Source organism: Pseudomonas sp. EA_5y_Pfl2_R50, assembly GCF_963970475.1.
Taxonomy (GTDB): Bacteria; Pseudomonadota; Gammaproteobacteria; order Pseudomonadales; family Pseudomonadaceae; genus Aquipseudomonas.
This window is the reverse complement of sequence record NZ_CAXAPT010000009.1, coordinates 18,475-34,921: the sequence shown is the minus strand read 5'-3', so window position 1 is coordinate 34,921 and position 16,447 is coordinate 18,475. Positions and strand designations below refer to the sequence as shown.

Annotated in this window: 18 protein-coding genes; 10 read left to right on the top strand and 8 right to left on the bottom strand. The window is 60.0% G+C overall.

The genetic code is table 11. The features are described 5' to 3' along the window. Window positions 1-17 precede the first annotated feature (17 nt). Complete coding sequence (locus tag AACY19_RS16620) at window positions 18-1,499, bottom strand: methyl-accepting chemotaxis protein (protein WP_339451973.1); 1,482 nt, start codon at window positions 1,497-1,499, stop codon at window positions 18-20. A gap of 217 nt (window positions 1,500-1,716) precedes the next feature. Further along, window positions 1,717-2,523: a TatD family hydrolase gene (locus tag AACY19_RS16615; RefSeq protein WP_339451971.1), complete on the bottom strand. Its 807-nt coding sequence runs from the start codon at window positions 2,521-2,523 to the stop codon at window positions 1,717-1,719. 236 nt (window positions 2,524-2,759) lie between these two features. Between AACY19_RS16615 and AACY19_RS16610 the strand changes: the two genes are divergently transcribed. The 3 genes from AACY19_RS16610 (at window position 2,760) to AACY19_RS16600 (ending at window position 5,285) form a co-directional block, all read left to right on the top strand. Beyond that, on the top strand, window positions 2,760-4,181 hold the full coding sequence (locus AACY19_RS16610; protein WP_339451968.1) for a transglycosylase SLT domain-containing protein: 1,422 nt from the start codon (window positions 2,760-2,762) through the stop codon (window positions 4,179-4,181). Between the two features lie 111 nt (window positions 4,182-4,292). Continuing rightward, window positions 4,293-4,727: a DoxX family protein gene (locus AACY19_RS16605; RefSeq protein WP_339451966.1), complete on the top strand. Its 435-nt coding sequence runs from the start codon at window positions 4,293-4,295 to the stop codon at window positions 4,725-4,727. A 249-nt stretch (window positions 4,728-4,976) separates the two neighbouring features. Further along, the gene (locus AACY19_RS16600) at window positions 4,977-5,285 is read left to right on the top strand and encodes a class I SAM-dependent methyltransferase (RefSeq protein ID WP_339451964.1); all 309 of its coding nucleotides are present in this window, start codon (window positions 4,977-4,979) and stop codon (window positions 5,283-5,285) included. A gap of 5 nt (window positions 5,286-5,290) precedes the next feature. Here the strand turns inward: AACY19_RS16600 and greB are convergent, their stop codons facing one another. Genes greB through AACY19_RS16585 form a run of 3 tightly spaced genes read right to left on the bottom strand, consistent with a single transcriptional unit; the run spans window position 5,291 to window position 9,010 of the window. Then, entirely contained in the window at window positions 5,291-5,788 is a 498-nt protein-coding gene (gene greB, locus AACY19_RS16595) for a transcription elongation factor GreB (RefSeq protein ID WP_339451962.1), read from the bottom strand. A gap of 34 nt (window positions 5,789-5,822) precedes the next feature. After that, complete coding sequence (locus AACY19_RS16590) at window positions 5,823-8,327, bottom strand: ABC transporter permease (RefSeq protein ID WP_339451960.1); 2,505 nt, start codon at window positions 8,325-8,327, stop codon at window positions 5,823-5,825. Then, entirely contained in the window at window positions 8,327-9,010 is a 684-nt protein-coding gene (locus AACY19_RS16585; protein ID WP_339451958.1) for an ABC transporter ATP-binding protein, read from the bottom strand. The genes AACY19_RS16590 and AACY19_RS16585 overlap by 1 nt, the downstream gene beginning before the upstream one ends. 10 nt (window positions 9,011-9,020) lie before the next feature. Here AACY19_RS16585 and AACY19_RS16580 point away from each other — a divergent pair, with 10 nt between their 5' ends. The 3 genes from AACY19_RS16580 to AACY19_RS16570 all read left to right on the top strand — a co-directional run bounded on the left by AACY19_RS16580 (window position 9,021) and on the right by AACY19_RS16570 (window position 11,144). Beyond that, entirely contained in the window at window positions 9,021-9,626 is a 606-nt protein-coding gene (locus AACY19_RS16580; protein WP_339451956.1) for an arylesterase, read from the top strand. Window positions 9,627-9,683: 57 nt separating this feature from the next. Beyond that, complete coding sequence (locus AACY19_RS16575; protein ID WP_007908575.1) at window positions 9,684-9,977, top strand: hypothetical protein; 294 nt, start codon at window positions 9,684-9,686, stop codon at window positions 9,975-9,977. Window positions 9,978-10,175: 198 nt separating this feature from the next. Beyond that, window positions 10,176-11,144, top strand: coding sequence for a L,D-transpeptidase family protein (locus AACY19_RS16570; RefSeq protein ID WP_339451953.1), 969 nt, complete (start codon window positions 10,176-10,178; stop codon window positions 11,142-11,144). A 125-nt stretch (window positions 11,145-11,269) separates the two neighbouring features. Here the strand turns inward: AACY19_RS16570 and oprI are convergent, their stop codons facing one another. Beyond that, on the bottom strand, window positions 11,270-11,521 hold the full coding sequence (gene oprI / locus AACY19_RS16565) for an outer membrane lipoprotei OprI (protein WP_003183784.1): 252 nt from the start codon (window positions 11,519-11,521) through the stop codon (window positions 11,270-11,272). Window positions 11,522-12,160: 639 nt separating this feature from the next. Here oprI and AACY19_RS16560 point away from each other — a divergent pair. Next, on the top strand, window positions 12,161-12,442 hold the full coding sequence (locus tag AACY19_RS16560) for a GNAT family N-acetyltransferase (RefSeq protein WP_095189182.1): 282 nt from the start codon (window positions 12,161-12,163) through the stop codon (window positions 12,440-12,442). Between the two features lie 60 nt (window positions 12,443-12,502). On the opposite strand, the gene AACY19_RS16555 is transcribed toward AACY19_RS16560, so the two are convergent. Then, complete coding sequence (locus AACY19_RS16555) at window positions 12,503-13,579, bottom strand: 3-deoxy-7-phosphoheptulonate synthase (protein WP_339451949.1); 1,077 nt, start codon at window positions 13,577-13,579, stop codon at window positions 12,503-12,505. A gap of 130 nt (window positions 13,580-13,709) precedes the next feature. Then, entirely contained in the window at window positions 13,710-14,165 is a 456-nt protein-coding gene (locus AACY19_RS16550) for a PilZ domain-containing protein (RefSeq protein ID WP_339451947.1), read from the bottom strand. On the opposite strand from AACY19_RS16550, the gene AACY19_RS16545 reads away from it, so the two are divergent. The 3 genes from AACY19_RS16545 to AACY19_RS16535 are packed head-to-tail and all read left to right on the top strand — an operon-like array spanning window position 14,164 to window position 16,441. Then, window positions 14,164-14,550: a thioredoxin family protein gene (locus AACY19_RS16545; protein ID WP_339451945.1), complete on the top strand. Its 387-nt coding sequence runs from the start codon at window positions 14,164-14,166 to the stop codon at window positions 14,548-14,550. The genes AACY19_RS16550 and AACY19_RS16545 overlap by 2 nt on opposite strands. Then, window positions 14,547-15,503 (top strand): putative 2-dehydropantoate 2-reductase, encoded by a 957-nt coding sequence (locus tag AACY19_RS16540; protein ID WP_339451943.1) that lies wholly within the window; start codon window positions 14,547-14,549, stop codon window positions 15,501-15,503. The genes AACY19_RS16545 and AACY19_RS16540 overlap by 4 nt, the downstream gene beginning before the upstream one ends. Before the next feature lie 32 nt (window positions 15,504-15,535). Next, complete coding sequence (locus AACY19_RS16535) at window positions 15,536-16,441, top strand: 5'-nucleotidase (RefSeq protein WP_122844743.1); 906 nt, start codon at window positions 15,536-15,538, stop codon at window positions 16,439-16,441. Window positions 16,442-16,447: the final 6 nt, after the last annotated feature.

Sequence of the window (16,447 nt, the reverse complement as noted above, 5' to 3'; positions counted from 1 at the left end):
TGCTCGCGAAGGGGCCTTCAGAGTTTCAACTGCCCAATGGCTTTGTTGAGCTCCCCGGCCAACGTCGCCAGTTCATTGCTGGTCGTCGCCGAATCCACCGTTTGCTGCACGGTGTTTTCGGTCACGTCGCGAATGCTCACTACCGCCCGGTTCATCTCTTCGGCGACCTGACTTTGCTGCTCCGCCGCCACGGCAATCTGCGTGTTGCTCTCGCGCATCTGCGCCACCGCGCCAGTGATTTCCGCCAATGCCTCGCCAGCCTCCTGCGCCTGCTGCACGCAGTCGTCGGCTTTGTACGAACTCTCCTGCATGAAATCCACCGCATCGCGCGTACCGGCCTGCAAGGCTGAAACCATGGTGGTGATTTCATCGGTCGAGGTCTGCACGCGTTTGGCGAGGTTGCGCACTTCATCGGCGACCACCGCAAAGCCGCGACCCATTTCCCCGGCGCGGGCGGCTTCGATGGCGGCATTGAGCGCGAGCAGATTGGTCTGTTCGGCGATGCTGTGAATCACGCTGACCACGCCGTTGATCTTCTGGCTGTCCTCGGCCAGGCGCTGGATCATCTCGGCGGTCTGCTGCACGCCGCTGGAGAGTCCGGCAATGGAATGCTGCACCCGCGCCACCACTTGCTGCCCGCTTCCGGCGAGGCCATCGGCGGTCTGCGACAGATCGCGGGTGGCGCCTGCGTGCTGGGCGATGTGATAAACCGTGGCGGTCATTTCATTGATCGCCGTGGCCGCCTGATCGGTCTCGCTCTGCTGGCCGAGCATGCCGTGGCGCACCTCGTTCATGCTCGACGCCAGCCGCGCGGCGCCGACATCAAGTTGCCGCGCAGTGTCGGCGACGGTGGTCACTACACGCTGATAACCAGCCTGCATGGCGTTGAAGGCATTGGCCATCTGCCCCACTTCGTCTTTGCCAGCCAGCGGCACGCGCGCGGAGAGATCGCCGCTTTTCTCGACATGCAGCATTACGTCTTTCAACGTGTTGAGCTGGCTGAGCAAGAAACGGATCAGCAGCTGCGAAGCGCCGAGCATCGCCAGCATCAGGATAAACACCGCCACCGCGTAGTTGGCGAAACGCTCGCTGAACACCTGGCTCAGGCTCGGGCCATAGGCGATCACGGCGACCTGTTGGCCATCGGCACGACTGAACACTTCGGCGCCCATCAACGGATTATCGCCGAACAGCGGCAGGTGACTGATCTGGTTCCAGCCGTTGCTGTCGTTGATCTCCAGCAAGGGTTGATCGTTGAGGCGCGGCGCTTCCCCGCGTTTGAAGGTCAGCACCTGTTCGGCTTTGGGCAATGCTTGCCCGGCCGGCCAGGCCTTGAGCAGTTGCGCCTGGGCCTGTGCCGACGCTTGTGAGGCGTGACTGCGCGCCTGCTGTTCAAGCTGCACGGCGTACAACACCAGCAGCAGAGTGGTGACAAAGGCGACCGCATTGACCGCCCAGAATTTGTATTTCAGCGAGATATTGCTAAGCCAGGCACCCATGGAGGTCTTCTCTGATAGCGGAAACAGTTTTGGCAAGGTGCCATCATTGTGCCGCTACGCAGATCTGCGGATGTTGATATGAGTCAACAGGGCGCATTGTTCCCCCCCCCCTGTGGGAGCGAGCCTGCTCGCGAAGAGGGCGTGTCAGTCAACATCATTGCCCTCTGAACCACCGCTTTCGCGAGCAGGCTCGCTCCCACAACGCAATTAAGGGGTGTCAGAGGAGGGCGGGGAGGTTGTAGAAGGCTCGGGCGCAGGCGGTGGTGTGGGCGGCGAGGTCTGCTTCGGTTTCGCCGCGATGCAACGCGACTTCGCGCAACACTTCCGTCAGATACGCCGGCTCATTGCGGCCGTTCTTCGGTTTGGGTCGCAGGGTACGCGGCAGCAAGTAAGGCGCATCGCTTTCCAGCATCAAGCGCCCGGGTTTGATCTCTTTCACCAGCGGATGCAGATGCGTGCCCCGACGCTCGTCGCAGATCCAGCCGGTAATGCCGATGTGCAGATCCAGATCGAGATAGCTGAACAACGCCTTCTGCTCGCCGGTGAAGCAGTGCACCACGGCGGCAGGCAGTTGATCGCGGAAGTCTTTCAGGATTTCCAGCAGACGCTGATTGGCATCGCGCTCGTGCAGGAACACCGGCAACTGCAATTCAACGGCCATCGCCAAGTGTTCTTCAAGGACTTTTTCCTGCTGCGGGCGCGGGGAGAAATCGCGGTTGAAATCCAGCCCGCACTCACCCACAGCGACAACGTTGGTTTCCTTCAACAAACTGCGAAGACGTCGTGCGCTGTCAGCGTTCCAGTCACTGGCCGAATGCGGGTGAATGCCGGCGGTGGCGAACAGGCGCTGGCCGCGGTCATCGAGTTGCTGGCACAGCTCCAGAGCGTGCTCGCTGCCCTCGACGCTGGTGCCGGTCAGTACCAGTTGGCAGACCCCGGCAGCATAGGCGCGGTCGAGTACGGCCTGGTGTTTGTCGGCGAAACCGGGGTTGGTCAGGTTGACGCCGATATCGATGAGTTGCATGGTTGCTACCTCGGGCCGAAGGCTGGAAAGCATACCAGAGCTGTAGATTCATAAGAAAAGCCAAGAACTACAAAGAGTTATAGCTGTCTGTTGATGCCGCGACGCAGACCGGTTTGGTAGTAGTGCCATTACTGTGCCAGTCTCTCGCACGTTGCCAGCGCTCATGGCGCTCTGTTTTCGTCGGCGATTGCCACCGTTCAGCGGTGAAATCGCCCCGTATTCTTTCCGGAGAGTGGATGGTTCGTCCCTCGGTTCTGCTTCTGTTGTGTGGCTCGTTGCTCCTGCCGATGGCGGCAGTTGCGCGCCTGCCCGGGCCACTGCAAGCCGTGCCGGCGGCGAAGGTGCGCGACTTGTCGGAGATTCGCAGCAGCCGCGTGCTGCGGGTTCTGGTCAATCAGAGCCGCAACAGTTCCGGCGAAGTCCAGGGCCAGGCCATTGGCGTTGAGTACCATCGCCTGCGCGCCTTCGAGCAATACCTCAATGGTCATGCTCGCGACGGTCAGGAAGTCACCCTCAAGATCATTCCCAAAGCCAAGGATCAACTGCTCGGCGCGCTACAGCGTGGCGAAGGTGATCTGGTCGCGCCGGGCGAGTTGCTCGATCTGCCGTCGGGTTATGCGGTGGCCAGTAGCGAGCCGATTGCCAGCAAAGTGCCGTTGGTGCTGGTCGGGATCAAGGGCGAACGGCGATACACCAAGGTCGAGCAACTCGCCGGCAAAACCCTGGCCTTGCCGACCGGCAGCGCAGCCGGGGAGGCGGTCAGTCAGCTCAATCAGAAGCTCGCGTTGCACAAACTGGCGCCGATCAAGATCGAGTGGGTCGATCCGACGCTGGCTGTCGAAGATGTGCTGGAAATGGTCCAGGGCGGGATCTTCCACCTGACCATCGTCGAGCAGCCGATTGCCGAGCGCTGGAGCAAGATCCTGCCGAAGCTGCGTTTTGAGCGGCAGCTGGTGATCAGCGAGCCTGGCGAGGAATACTGGTTTGTGCGTCGTGATGCATCGATGCTGCGGGCGAGCATTGATCGCTTCCTGACCGGCTACAAGAAACCGTCGAACGAGGACGCGGCGTTTCTGCGCATCTACCGGCGGTTGTACCAAGTCCACTATCCGTTGGCCAAGTCTGATCGACAGCGCCTGGAAAAACTGCGTCCGACCCTGCAAAAGCATGCGGATGCGCAGAACATGGATTGGTTGAACCTCGCAGCGCTGGCGTTCAAGGAGTCCGCGCTGCGGCCCAATGCGCGCAGCGGCAGTGGCCCGACCGGGCTGATGCAGATCACCCCGTCCGCGGCCCAGCGGGTCGGAGTGAACAATATCCAGAATCTCGATGCGAACGTGCAGGCGGGGGCCAAGTACCTGGCGATGATTCGCCGCAAGTTCTTCAACAGTCCCAAGCTCAATGAACGTGAGCGCATGGCGTTCACCCTGGCGGCCTACAACATCGGCCCGGAGCGCGTGCAAGGCATGCGCGCCGAAGCCCGGCGCAGGGGGCTCAACCCCAACCAGTGGTTTTTCCAGGTCGAGCGCATTGCCATGGAGCAGGTCGGAATGGGGCCGGTCAGCTATGTTAATAGCGTGAACAAGTATTACTTGGCGTTCGACCGGGAGCGAGAGTCGTTGGAGCCCCGGGGACAGAAAGTTGTCTCACGCAAATGATCAACTAAACTGATTGGTATGGCGGAATTTTTGCGCTTTTATCATGAAATTAACTGATTAATATAGCGACCAACCAACACACACAACTTCTCGCAAAACAAGGAATGCCCCATGAGCTCTCTGATCAGTAAAGTTCTGTTCACCCGTGCCGGTTATGGCCTGACCATCCTGCGCATCGCCGTCGGTGTGATCTTCGCCGCACACGGTTCGCAGAAACTCTTTGGCCTGTTTGGCGGTTACGGTCTGGCGGGCACCGCGCAGTACATGGACAGCATTGGTCTGCATCCGGGCTACCTGATGGCAACGCTGGCGGGCGGTACTGAGTTCTTCGCCGGCCTGGCTTTGATCATCGGCCTGCTGGTACGTCCGGCAGCGTTAGGTCTGACCTTTCTGTCGCTGGTGGCGATCTTCACCGTGCATATCAGCAACGGACTGTTCATGGCCAACAACGGTTACGAGTTCGCCCTGGCACTGCTCGGTGGCAGCCTCGCGGTGCTGATCGAAGGCGCCGGCAAGCTTTCGGTGGACCGCGCCATCGCCGGTTGACTGCTCTGGCTCAAGCAATAGGCTCGCATTGTGCGGGCCTTTTTTTGTTGCGGCTGATTCTTGACACTGATCGGTCACGTTCTCTAGGATGTTGCCCATGCGCCGATTTAAACAGCTACTTGCGGGGCGCCAGGTGACTTCAACAGTTGCCGTCAGAAGCCGGAACAGGGCTTCGAAATACCGCTAAAGCGCTGGTTCGGTGTTGCCTCTCACCTGCCACGCAGACTTTTGAGGCAGAGACACGACACGATGAATGCACTACAACCTCCTGCACGTCCCGCGCCGATCACGGCTCATGTCACACAGCGCAACCCGAAAATCCTCCTTGGCGGCAAACATCAGCCGACGCTGTTGCGTTATCTCGATGGCTGGCCACGTCGCAGCGGCGGTCCTGCCGCGTTCCTGATTCAATTCGTCGAAGACGGTGAGTCGCTGGCGCGTTTTGCCAGTGACAGTTTTGATCTGGCAGTGATTCAGGCGCCGAGTGCGCAAGAGGCACCAGAGATGATCAAACAACTGACCCGCGTCGCGCGGCAGGGTTTGATCACCCGTCGCTGATACGCTTACGGATAGTCGATGGCGACGATGTAAACGAACTGCTCACCGGTTGGCGTCTGCACCCGGACTTCGGCGTCCAGCGCCTTGCCGATCAAGGCGCGGGCCAGTGGCGAGTCGATGCTGATCAGGCCCAGCTTCAGATCAAGCTCGTCCGGGCCGACGATGCGGTAGCGTGACTGCTTGCCGACTTCGTCTTCGATGGTGACCCAGGCGCCGAAGTAGACCTTGTTTGGATCGCTGGGTTTTTCGCTGACGACCTTCAACGCTTCCAGGCGTTTGGTGAGAAAGCGCACGCGACTGTCGATTTCACGCAGCATCTTTTTGCCGTAGGTGTACTCGGCGTTTTCCGAGCGATCACCCTGTGCCGCCGCCTCGCTGACAGACTGCGTGACCTGCGGGCGACGCACATGCCACAGCTCATGGAATTCGGCGCGCATTCGCGCTTCACCTTCAGGGGTGATCAGCGCAGTGCCGGCGGTGCGGGGAGGGCGATAACGGCTCATGGCAACTTCTTGTGATTAAGACGCCTTGAGTCTATCAACCCTCGCGCAACACTGTCAGTGGGCTTGCATTCAGCGCCCGGCGTGTACCGAAAACGCCGGCACCGCCAATCAGCACCGCGCCAATCAATGGCAGCACCAGTAACCACGGATGTGGATGCCACGGCAGGTCGAAGGCGTAGCGATACAGCACCAGACTCACCACTTCCGAACCGATTGCCGCGAGCAAGCCGCTGACCGCGCCGAGCAAACCGAATTCGATGCGCCGCGCCTTGATCAGCAACTGCCGCTCCGCCCCCAGTGCGCGCAGCAATGCACCTTGGCGAATGCGTTCATCCAGCGTTGCCTGCAGGCCGGAAAACAGCACTGCCATCCCCGCGGCCAAGACAAACAACAATACATATTCCACCGCCAGGGTGACCTGGGCGAGGATGCTGCGCAGCTGTTCCAGAAGGGCTTCGACTTGCAGGATGGTCACCGCCGGGAACGCCCGCGAGAGTTCAACCACCTGCTGATCATGCCCCGGTGCCAGATAGAAACTGGTCAGGTAAGTCGCTGGCAGGTCTTTCAACGTGCCGGGCTGGAAGATCATGAAGAAGTTTGGCTGGAAATTGTCCCAGTTGATCTCGCGCAGGCTGGTGACCTTCGCTTCACGATTGACCCCGCCGACGCTGAACACCATGTGATCGCCGAGCTTGAGCTTCAGGCTTTCGGCGACTTTGCCTTCAACCGAGACGCCCGGCACTTCATCGGTCGGCTGGTCCTTCCACCACTCACCGGCGGTGAGCTTGTTGCCCGCCGGCAAATCCGCCGCCCAGGTCAGGCTCAAATCGCGCTGCACCGCGCGATCACCCGCCGAGTCCTTGCTGACGATTTGCTGCACCGGATCGCCGTTGATGCTGATCAGCCGTCCGGGCACGACCGGATAGAGCGGCGCAGCTTGCGCAGAGACATTGACCAGATGATCGGTAAAGGCTTGCTTGTCCGCCGGCAGAATATTCAAGGCGAAGTAGTTGGGCGCGTTTTTCGGCAACTGGTTTTGCCAGGTGTCGAGCAGTTCGCCACGCAGCAGGGCAATCAGCGCCATCGACAACAGGATCAAACCGAAGGCCAGCGATTGTCCCGCCGCCGCCAATGGATGACGCAGCAATTGACCCAGCCCGAGACGCCACGGCAGCGAAGCGCGGGCGAGCATCCGCCGCAGACTTTGCAGCAGCAACAACAGCAGTCCGCCCAAGACCAGCGCAGCCACCACGCCACCACCGAGCAGGGCAAAGGTCAGCAGCAGATCCAGGCTCAATCGCCACATGATCAGACCGAGCGCGCCGAGTGCCGCACCGTAAACCATCCATGTGCTCGACGGGATTGGCAGCATGTCGCGACGCAAGACCCGCAGCGGCGGTACGCGACCCAGCGCCGCCAAGGGTGGCAAGGCAAATCCTGCCAGTGCTACCAGCCCGGTACCGATCCCGGCGATGGCCGGAAACAGACCGCCCGGTGGAACGTCGCTTGGCAGCAAATCATGCAGCAGCGCGAACAAGCCCAGTTGCGCCAGCCATCCGAGTAGCGCTCCACTCAGGGCGGCGAGCAAGCCGAGCACCGTCAGCTGGATGCTGAACAGCAGCATGGTTTCCCGGCGCGACAAGCCCAGGCAGCGCAGCAGTGCACTGGCATCGAAGCGGCGACTGGCAAAGCGGTTTGCCGACAATGCCACTGCCACGCCCGCGAGCAATACCGCGACCAGACTGGCCATGTTCAGATAGCGCTCGGCCTTGCCCAGCGCGCCGCCAATCTGCCGATTGCCGTCGCGGGCATCCTGAATGCGCTGGTTCGCCGCAAGCCCGGGTTTGATCAATTGCCGATAGGTTTCCAGCGCCTGTGGTTCGCCGCGCCACAGTTCGCGGTAACTTACGCGGCTGCCGGGCTGGACGACACCGGTTGCGACGAGGTCGTCGAGGTTGATCATCACCCGCGGCGTCAGGCTGTAGAAATTGCCGGCGCGATCCGGTTCGTAGGTCAGCACGCGCGTCAGTTTCAACGTCTTCATGCCGACATCAATGCTGTCGCCAATCTTCAGATCCAGCGCTGTCAGCAGGCGTGCCTCGACCCAGGCTTCGCCCGGTTGCGGCTCGCCGCCAACCGCTTCAGCGGCGAAGGGTTCAGGCGCACTCTTGAGTTCACCGCGTAGCGGATAGGCGCGGTCGACGGCTTTGATGCTCGACAACTGAATACCGTTGTCGGTGGCAATGACGCTGGAGAACTCCACCACTCGCGCATGATTGAGGCGCAGCTCGGTGCCACTCTTGATCTGTTCTTCCCGTGCCGGCGAACTGCCCTCAAGCACCAGATCGGCGCCGAGAAACTCGGTGGCGCGCAGGGTCATGGCGCCATTGAGGCGGGCACCGAAGTAGCCGATGGCGGTACTTGCCGCCACTGCCACTACCAGGGCAAAAAACAACACGCGCAATTCACCGGCGCGGGCATCGCGCAGTAATTGGCGAATGGCGAGACTGAACAGACGCAACAGCGGCAGACGTGCCATCAAGGCTCCAGAGGGGCGACCAGCAGCCCGGCTTCAAGGCGGATCAGGCGTCGGCAGCGATGGGCCAGGCGCTCGTCGTGGGTCACCAGCACCAGGGTGGTGCCGCGTTCCTTGTTCAATTCGAAGAGCAAGTCGCTGATGCGCTCGCCGGTGTGGCTGTCGAGGTTACCGGTGGGTTCGTCGGCGAACAGCACGTCAGGTTCGGCAGCAAACGCGCGGGCAATCGCCACGCGCTGTTGCTCGCCACCGGAGAGCTGGCGCGGCGAGTGAGTCAGGCGCTGGCCGAGGCCGACACGCTGAAGCAGTCCGGTGGCACGTTCGCGGGCATCTTTGCGGCCATCGAGCTCCAGCGGCAGCATGACGTTTTCCAGCGCATTAAGGCTGTCGAGCAATTGAAAGGATTGAAAGACGAAGCCGACATGCTCGGCGCGGATGCGCGCGCGCTGGTCTTCATCGAGATTGCTCAGGCCCTGCCCGGCGAGGGTGACTTCGCCGCTGCTTGGCAGGTCGAGACCGGCGAGCAGGCCAAGGAGGGTGGATTTGCCGGAACCGGACGCGCCCACAATGGCGAGACTGTCGCCCTTGTTCAGTTCCAGGCTGAGTTCGTGCAGGATAGTCAGTTCACCTTCCGCGCTGGGAACCACTTTGCTGAGGTTCTTCGCGGTGAGAATGCTTGCGCCCATGGAGAATCCGATGCGTGTATGGTTTTTGAGTGCTGGCCTGGCCTTGATGTGCATGGCCCAGAACGCAGCGGCGGGTACTGTCCTGATCGTTGGCGATAGTATCAGCGCCGGTTTCGGACTGGATACCCGCTTGGGGTGGGTGTCGTTGCTCGAACAACGGCTCAAACAGGAGGGCTTCGACGATAAAGTGGTCAATGCCTCCATCAGCGGTGACACCAGCGCCGGAGGCCAGGCGCGGCTGCCGGCGCTGCTTGCAGAGCATAAGCCCGAGTTGGTGATCCTTGAACTGGGGGGGAACGATGGCCTGCGCGGGATGCCGCCAACGCAATTGCAACAAAATCTTGCTTCGATGATCGACAGCTCCCGAAAGAGCGGTGCCAAGGTGCTGTTGCTCGGCATGCAACTGCCCCCCAATTACGGCAAGCGCTATACCGATGCTTTTGCCGAGGTCTACAGCAATCTCGCCGACGATAAAAAGATCCCGCTGGTGCCGTTTTTCCTCGACGGCGTCGGCGGTCATCCAGACCTGATGCAGGCCGATGGTCTGCACCCGGCAGCCGGGGCTCAGGGCAAGTTGCTGGAAAATGTCTGGCCGACGCTAAAACCGCTGTTATGAGGCTTTTCTACTGACAGGCTTTCGGCTAATGTGGCGCCCCCTTATCTGGAGCCCCCGATGTCGCGTTCTGCCTGGTCCCTGTTTGCCTACCAACTGATCGAGCCTGACGAGCAGCTGGATCTGTTCGCCTGCCAGGAAGTGCGGGTGCATCTGGTGACGCGTCAGCTGGAACTCGGTGGCTCAGCCGATCGCACGTTGTGCGGCAGTCTGCTGCCGGCGCAACCGCGCTGGTCGAGCGTGGATCGCCGGGTTTTCCAGGATCAGCGACTGTGCTCGCTGTGTCGGGCGATTCTGGAATCGCAGAAGCGTGGCACCTCGCCGATCTGGCCTGAGCTGCGTTTCGAGCTCTGATTCGGTGGGAGCCGAGCTTGCTCGCGAAGAGGCCGTGTCAGCTAACATTGTTGGTGACTGACCCACCGCTTTCGCGAGCAGCCTCGCTCCCACTTGGAACACCTTGTCGCCTGCAATGGGGTGATCTCCCCGAATATTCAAAGTGCGGTGTACAATCGCGTTCTTATACCCTTGTTGATCATGCGAAGGATTTTCCGGATGTTGCCGCGTTTTCCTGCCGTCACCCGCTGCCTGTCACTTGCCGCCCTGTGTGTGGCCGGTCCCGTTGCTGCATTGGAGTTTCCCTTGCCACCACCCGGTGAGGACATCATCGGTCAGGTGCAGGTGATCAAAGCCAAGTACGAAGACACCTTCGCCGATCTGGGCACTGCCTACGATCTGGGTTATTCGGAAATGGTTGCGGCCAACCCGGGCGTTGATGCCTGGTTGCCGGGCGCCGGTACCGAAATCGTTTTGCCGACGCGTTTCATTCTGCCGCCGGGCCCACGTGAAGGCATCGTCATCAACCTGGCTGAATACCGCCTTTACTACTACCCGAAAGGCAAGAACACGGTGTACACCTTCCCGCTGGGTATCGGTCGTGAAGGCTGGGGTTCGCCGATCGCACACACCTCGATTATCGCCAAGACACCTAATCCGACCTGGACACCTCCCGCCTCGATCAAGGCCGAACACGCCGCTGACGGCGATCCGCTGCCCAACGTGGTGCCGGCCGGCCCGGACAACCCGCTGGGCCCGTTCAAGTTCACTCTGGGCACGCCGGGCTACCTGATCCACGGTTCGAACAAGAAGTTCGGTATCGGCATGCGTACCAGCCACGGCTGCTTCCGCATGTTCAACAACAACGTGCTGGAAATGGCCAGCATGGTGCCGGTCGGAACGTCGGTGCGCATCCTCAACGATGCGTACAAGTTCGGTCGCAGCAACGGCAAGGTCTATCTTGAAGCGCACACGCCAATCGACGACAAGGGCAACCCGTCCGTGGTCGACAAACACACGGCGGTGATCAACGCGATGCTCAAGCGTGACGACATCACCAACAACCTGCGCATGAACTGGGATGTGGTGCGTGATGTGGTTGCGGCTGAGGATGGTCTGCCAACCGAAATCGGCACGCCGAGTGCAGCGGCGCCGATGGTCTCGAGCACGCCGGTCGAGTTGCAGTAACCGGTCTGCCAAAACCCGCCGATGCGTAAAGCGTCGGCGGGTTTTTTATTGCCCGGACAAAAGCATCAGGCACAAAAAAGCCGACCCAAAAAATGGGTCGGCTTGATAACAATCCCGAAGGACTATTACTTGCGGCTAGCTTTTTCCAGCATGCGCAGAGCACGCTCGTTAGCTTCGTCAGCAGTCTGTTGTGCTTTTTGAGCAGCAGCCAGAGCTTCATCAGCTTTACGGTAAGCTTCGTCTGCACGAGCCTGGGAGCGAGCAGCTGCGTCTTCAGTAGCGGTCAGACGTGCTTCGGTTTCTTTCGATGCGCTGCTGCAACCGGTAGCCAGAACTGCGGCCAGAGCCAGAGCAGAGAATTTCAGAACGTTGTTCATCGTGTTCCCCTTCAAGGACTTTCAAATTAAGTGGCTGTCTCCTCACGATTGAGGAAATAGCCGGCGTACATACTACCCATTACTTGTAGTAAGTAAACTGACGTAGCGCAAGAAGCAAAAAAAATTGTAGGCGCTGATTCTTTTTCGAGCAACTTTTAACTGCGTTGCTTAAAAAATATCCAGCTACAAGCCCCGAGCTGAGCGAGTTATTGAGAAAAAGTTCCCGCTACTGCGCATTGTTTTTGCAGTGTTAGCTAGAGTCTATCTAGATGAATTCGTCCATACTTTCGTTGCGATTTTGCGTGCTGCTTCGCTTATCTTTGTCGATGTTGAGGTGACTTTAAAAAAGGTGGCACGTCTTAAGTCTCAACATCCGGCAATGTTCAGGTGATCAGCCTGGGAAGATCTTCTCCCAGACACACCCTGCGTCCATCGGAGCACCCCCCATCAACCGGCGTGATGACGAGCGTACCTTGAGCATTTTCGCCATTGGTGCCTACTATTTATCAGGTGCCCGGTTGTGCGAGATCGGTGTGGCTCTTCTCGGTGTCCGTCAGGCACGGGGTGGCGTAGATGTTCCTTCGCCGGAAAAACATCGGTAAGGTAGGGGTCAAAATTCAAGACCCGCGAGGAGTAGTGATGAGCGAGGCGTTGTCCATCCACCATGACCAGGCTGGTCATCAGTTCGAGACCAGTGTGGACGGTCATCGTGCCTACCTGACCTATATGGATCTTGGGAAACAGACCCTGGATATCTATCGCACATTTGTGCCCAACGCCCTGCGCGGGCGTGGCATTGCCGCAGCGCTGACTGAAAGCGCGTTGCAGTACGCCGAAGAAATGGGCTACACGGTGATTCCGTCGTGTTCCTACGTCGAGCGCTACATGGAGCGTCATCAGCGCCGCGCCGCCAAGATCTGAATCGTACACACAAAAACGCCGGGCAATGCCCGGCGTTTTTTTATGCCTGCGAAACGTCGATCAGTTGCGCTGACGTTTCGGCAACACGTCCTTGAGCTTGGCGTGCATGCTGCGCAGGGTGTTCTCGGTGGCCGACCAATCGATGCAGGCATCGGTGATCGAAACGCCGTATTGCAGGTCGGCGAGGTCTTTTGGAATCGCCTGGCAGCCCCAGTTCAAATGACTTTCGACCATCAGGCCGATGATCGACTGGTTGCCTTCGAGGATCTGGTTGGCGACGTTTTCCATCACCAGCGGTTGCAGGGCCGGGTCCTTGTTGGAGTTGGCGTGGCTGCAATCGACCATGATGTTCGGCTTGATCTTCGCCTTGTCCAGCGCCTGCTCGCACAGGGCAACGCTGACCGAATCGTAGTTCGGCTTGCCGTTACCGCCGCGCAGCACCACGTGACCGTAGGCGTTGCCTTTGGTGGTGACGATCGACACGCCACCTTCCTGGTTGATGCCGAGGAAGCGGTGCGGGCTGGAGACGGACTGCAAGGCGTTGATCGCCACGGTCAGGCCGCCGTCGGTGCCGTTCTTGAAGCCGACCGCCGAGGACAGGCCGGAAGCCATTTCGCGGTGAGTCTGGGATTCGGTGGTACGCGCGCCGATGGCCGACCAGCTGATCAGATCCTGCAGGTACTGCGGAGAGATCGGGTCGAGGGCTTCGGTGGCGGTCGGCAGGCCTTTTTCAGCCAGATCCAATAGCAACTGACGACCAATGTGCAGACCGTCCTGAATCTTGAACGAGTCGTCCAGATACGGATCGTTGATCAGGCCTTTCCAGCCGACGGTGGTGCGTGGTTTCTCGAAATACACGCGCATGACCAAATACAGGGTGTCGGAGACTTCCTCCGCCAGCACCTTGAGGCGATCGGCGTATTCGTGGGCAGCCTTGATGTCGTGGATCGAGCACGGGCCGATCACTACGAACAGACGGTGGTCGGTGCCATCAAGAATGTTGCGAATGACTTCGCGGCCCTTGGTGACGGTGCGCAGGGCAGCGTCGCTCAGAGGAATATCACGCTTGAGCTGATCGGGAGTGATCAGGGTCTCGTTAGAGGCGACGTTTAGGTCGTTGATCGGTAAATCAGCCATCGTTTACTCGTCAGGTCACGGGTGCCGGCCGCCAGCGATCCCCGCGCGGCGGAGCACAGCAGATTTAAGCGCGTCGGGGAGCGGAACCTTAGCGCGTTAAGCGCCTGCTCGACAATGGGCAAGTAACGGTTTAGAGAGACTGCGAATCCCGCACTGGCTGGGCGAAAGCTTTGCGCATGTTGTCGTGAGAGAACTCGTCGGCGTGTTGTTCGACCCATTGCAGGGCCAGCGCCTGAATATCCTGCAGGTCATCGTGGGTGTCGCTCATGCGGCAAAAGCGCTCGATCTGGCACACCTGTTCACCCATTCGCGCGCTGAACAGCGTTTGCTCATCGGTGAACGCGATCCCCACCAGATAGCCCTTTTTGCGCCGCAGGCACCACGCCACGTAGCCCGGATAGCAGATGTCGGCATTGAGCGTCGGCATGCGAACCTGCAGCGCCGTGCCGTGGCGCCATGCGCGGTGGTAATTGCAAGCGATGCCGCCGAGGCTGATAGTGTGCAGCCGTTGCCTGGAAATACACTCAGGCTTGAGCAAGGTTAATTCAACCGGCACTTCTTCCGGATGAGGTATGAAACGTCCCATGAGCACAGACTCCCTGTGTCGGCCATTTGACATTGTTTCCCCCAGTATAGTGGTCGAATCGCAGTTGACCGATTTCGACGCTGATCAACGGCTGTTGGCGATGAGCGGCGTTTCCCTGGTGATTTTCACCAGTGTCGGCTGCGCCAGTTGCCGCTATGCCCGCGAAGTCTTGCCGGGGATGGCGCTGGCAGTGGATCGTCTGTGCTGGATTGATGCCGGTGACAACGGCGGACTGGTTGAGCGTTATCAGGTCTTTCATTTGCCGGCGCTGTTTGTCGTGCGCGACGGCGAGTTCTTTGGGGCATTGCACACGCGCCTGACTGCCGATGCCCTTAACGCAGCATTGGCGCAGGCACTGGGTCGAATTGCAGAGGAGTTGCCATGATGGGGGCAGTGAATAAACCGGTGGTGGGGATTATTGGTACCGGTGCAATTGGTGGTTTCTACGGGGTCATGCTGGCGCGCGCCGGCTTCGACGTGCACTTCCTGTTGCGCAGCGAGTTTTCGGCGGTGGCCGAGCACGGTTTGCAGGTGAACAGTGCGGTGCATGGCCTGCTGACACTGAATCCGGCGCAGGCCTGTTCGGCGGCTGAAGACATGCCCAAGTGTGACTGGCTGCTGGTCGGGGCGAAAACCACCAGCAATGCCGGTCTGGCCCCCTCGATCATTCAGGCGGCCAAGCCGGACGCGAAAGTGCTGGTTCTGCAAAATGGTCTCGACGTCGAAGACAGCTTGCGTGAACTGCTCCCCGATTCGCTGCATCTGTTGGGCGGCTTGTGCCTGATCTGCGTACACCGCGAAGGCCCCGGACACATTACCCATCAAGCGCTCGGTGCGGTCAACGTGGGTTATCACAGCGGCCCAGCCCTCGATGACGTTGCGCGTATGGTAATTGTTGAAGAGGGCTGCGATCTGTTCCGCGTCGCCGGAATCGATTCGCAGGCGATGCCCAACCTGCATCAGGCACGCTGGCAAAAACTGGTCTGGAATATTCCCTACAACGGTCTTTCGGTACTGCTCGGCGCCGGTACTGCGCCGCTGATGGCCGACGCCGACAGTCGCCTGTCGATTCAGGCATTGATGGCCGAAGTGGTGCAGGGCGCCAAGGCTTGCGGTCACGACATGCCGGCGGGATATGCCGACTACCTGTTCATGATGACCGAGAAGATGCCCGACTACTGGCCGAGCATGTACCACGACTTTTTACATAAACGACCGCTGGAGCTGGAAGCGATCTACGCTCGGCCATTGGCGGCAGCGAAGGCGGCGGGCTGTGAGCTGCCGCGAATCGAAGCGCTGTATCGCCATTTACGTTTTATCGACCGGCGCAACGTTTAGGTCGGTTTTCTTTGTGAGGGGCGGGGGAAGGCATGGCCAAGAACATCGATGACAAGCTGGTGCTGGCGATTTCGTCGCGGGCCTTGTTCGACCTGAGCGAGAGCCACAAGGTCTACCTGTCGAGCGGCGTCGAAGCCTATCGGCAATATCAGATCGAGCACGAAGACGAAATTCTCGCGCCGGGCGATGCTTTTCCACTGGTGGAAAAACTCCTGAGTCTCAACAGTCGCCTCGGTCGTGCGCGGGTCGAAGTGATTCTGGTGTCGCGCAACAGCGCCGACACCGGCCTGCGCGTGTTCAACTCGATTCACCATTACGGTCTGGCGATTTCCCGAGCGGCGTTTGTCGGCGGGCGCAGTCCGTACCCGTACCTGAAAGCCTTCGGTTGTGACCTGTTTCTGTCGACCCATGCCGAGGACGTGCGCGCGGCACTGGATGCCGGTTTCGCCGCTGCAACGATTCTGTCCGGTGGTGCCAGTCGTGCGGCCAGCGATGAATTGCGCATCGCCTTCGACGGTGACGCGGTGATCTTTTCCGACGAGTCGGAGCGCGTCTATCAGTCCGGTGGGCTGGAAGCGTTCCAGGCCAAGGAGCGCGAATCAGCACGCGAACCGTTGCGCGGCGGGCCGTTCAAAGGCTTTCTCGCGGCGCTCAATTTATTGCAGCGCGAGTTTCCCGACGATGATTGCCCGATCCGCACGGCGCTGGTCACGGCGCGTTCAGCGCCGGCCCATGAGCGGGTCATCCGGACCTTGCGTGAGTGGGATATTCGTCTGGATGAATCGCTGTTCCTCGGGGGGCTGACCAAATCGGCGTTTCTCGAAGCATTCGCCGCCGACGTGTTCTTCGACGATCAGGCGGGTCATTGCGAACTCGCCCGGGAAGTGGTCGCCACTGGCCATGTCCCCCACGGCATCAGCAACGAACCGTCGGTCTAAAGCCCT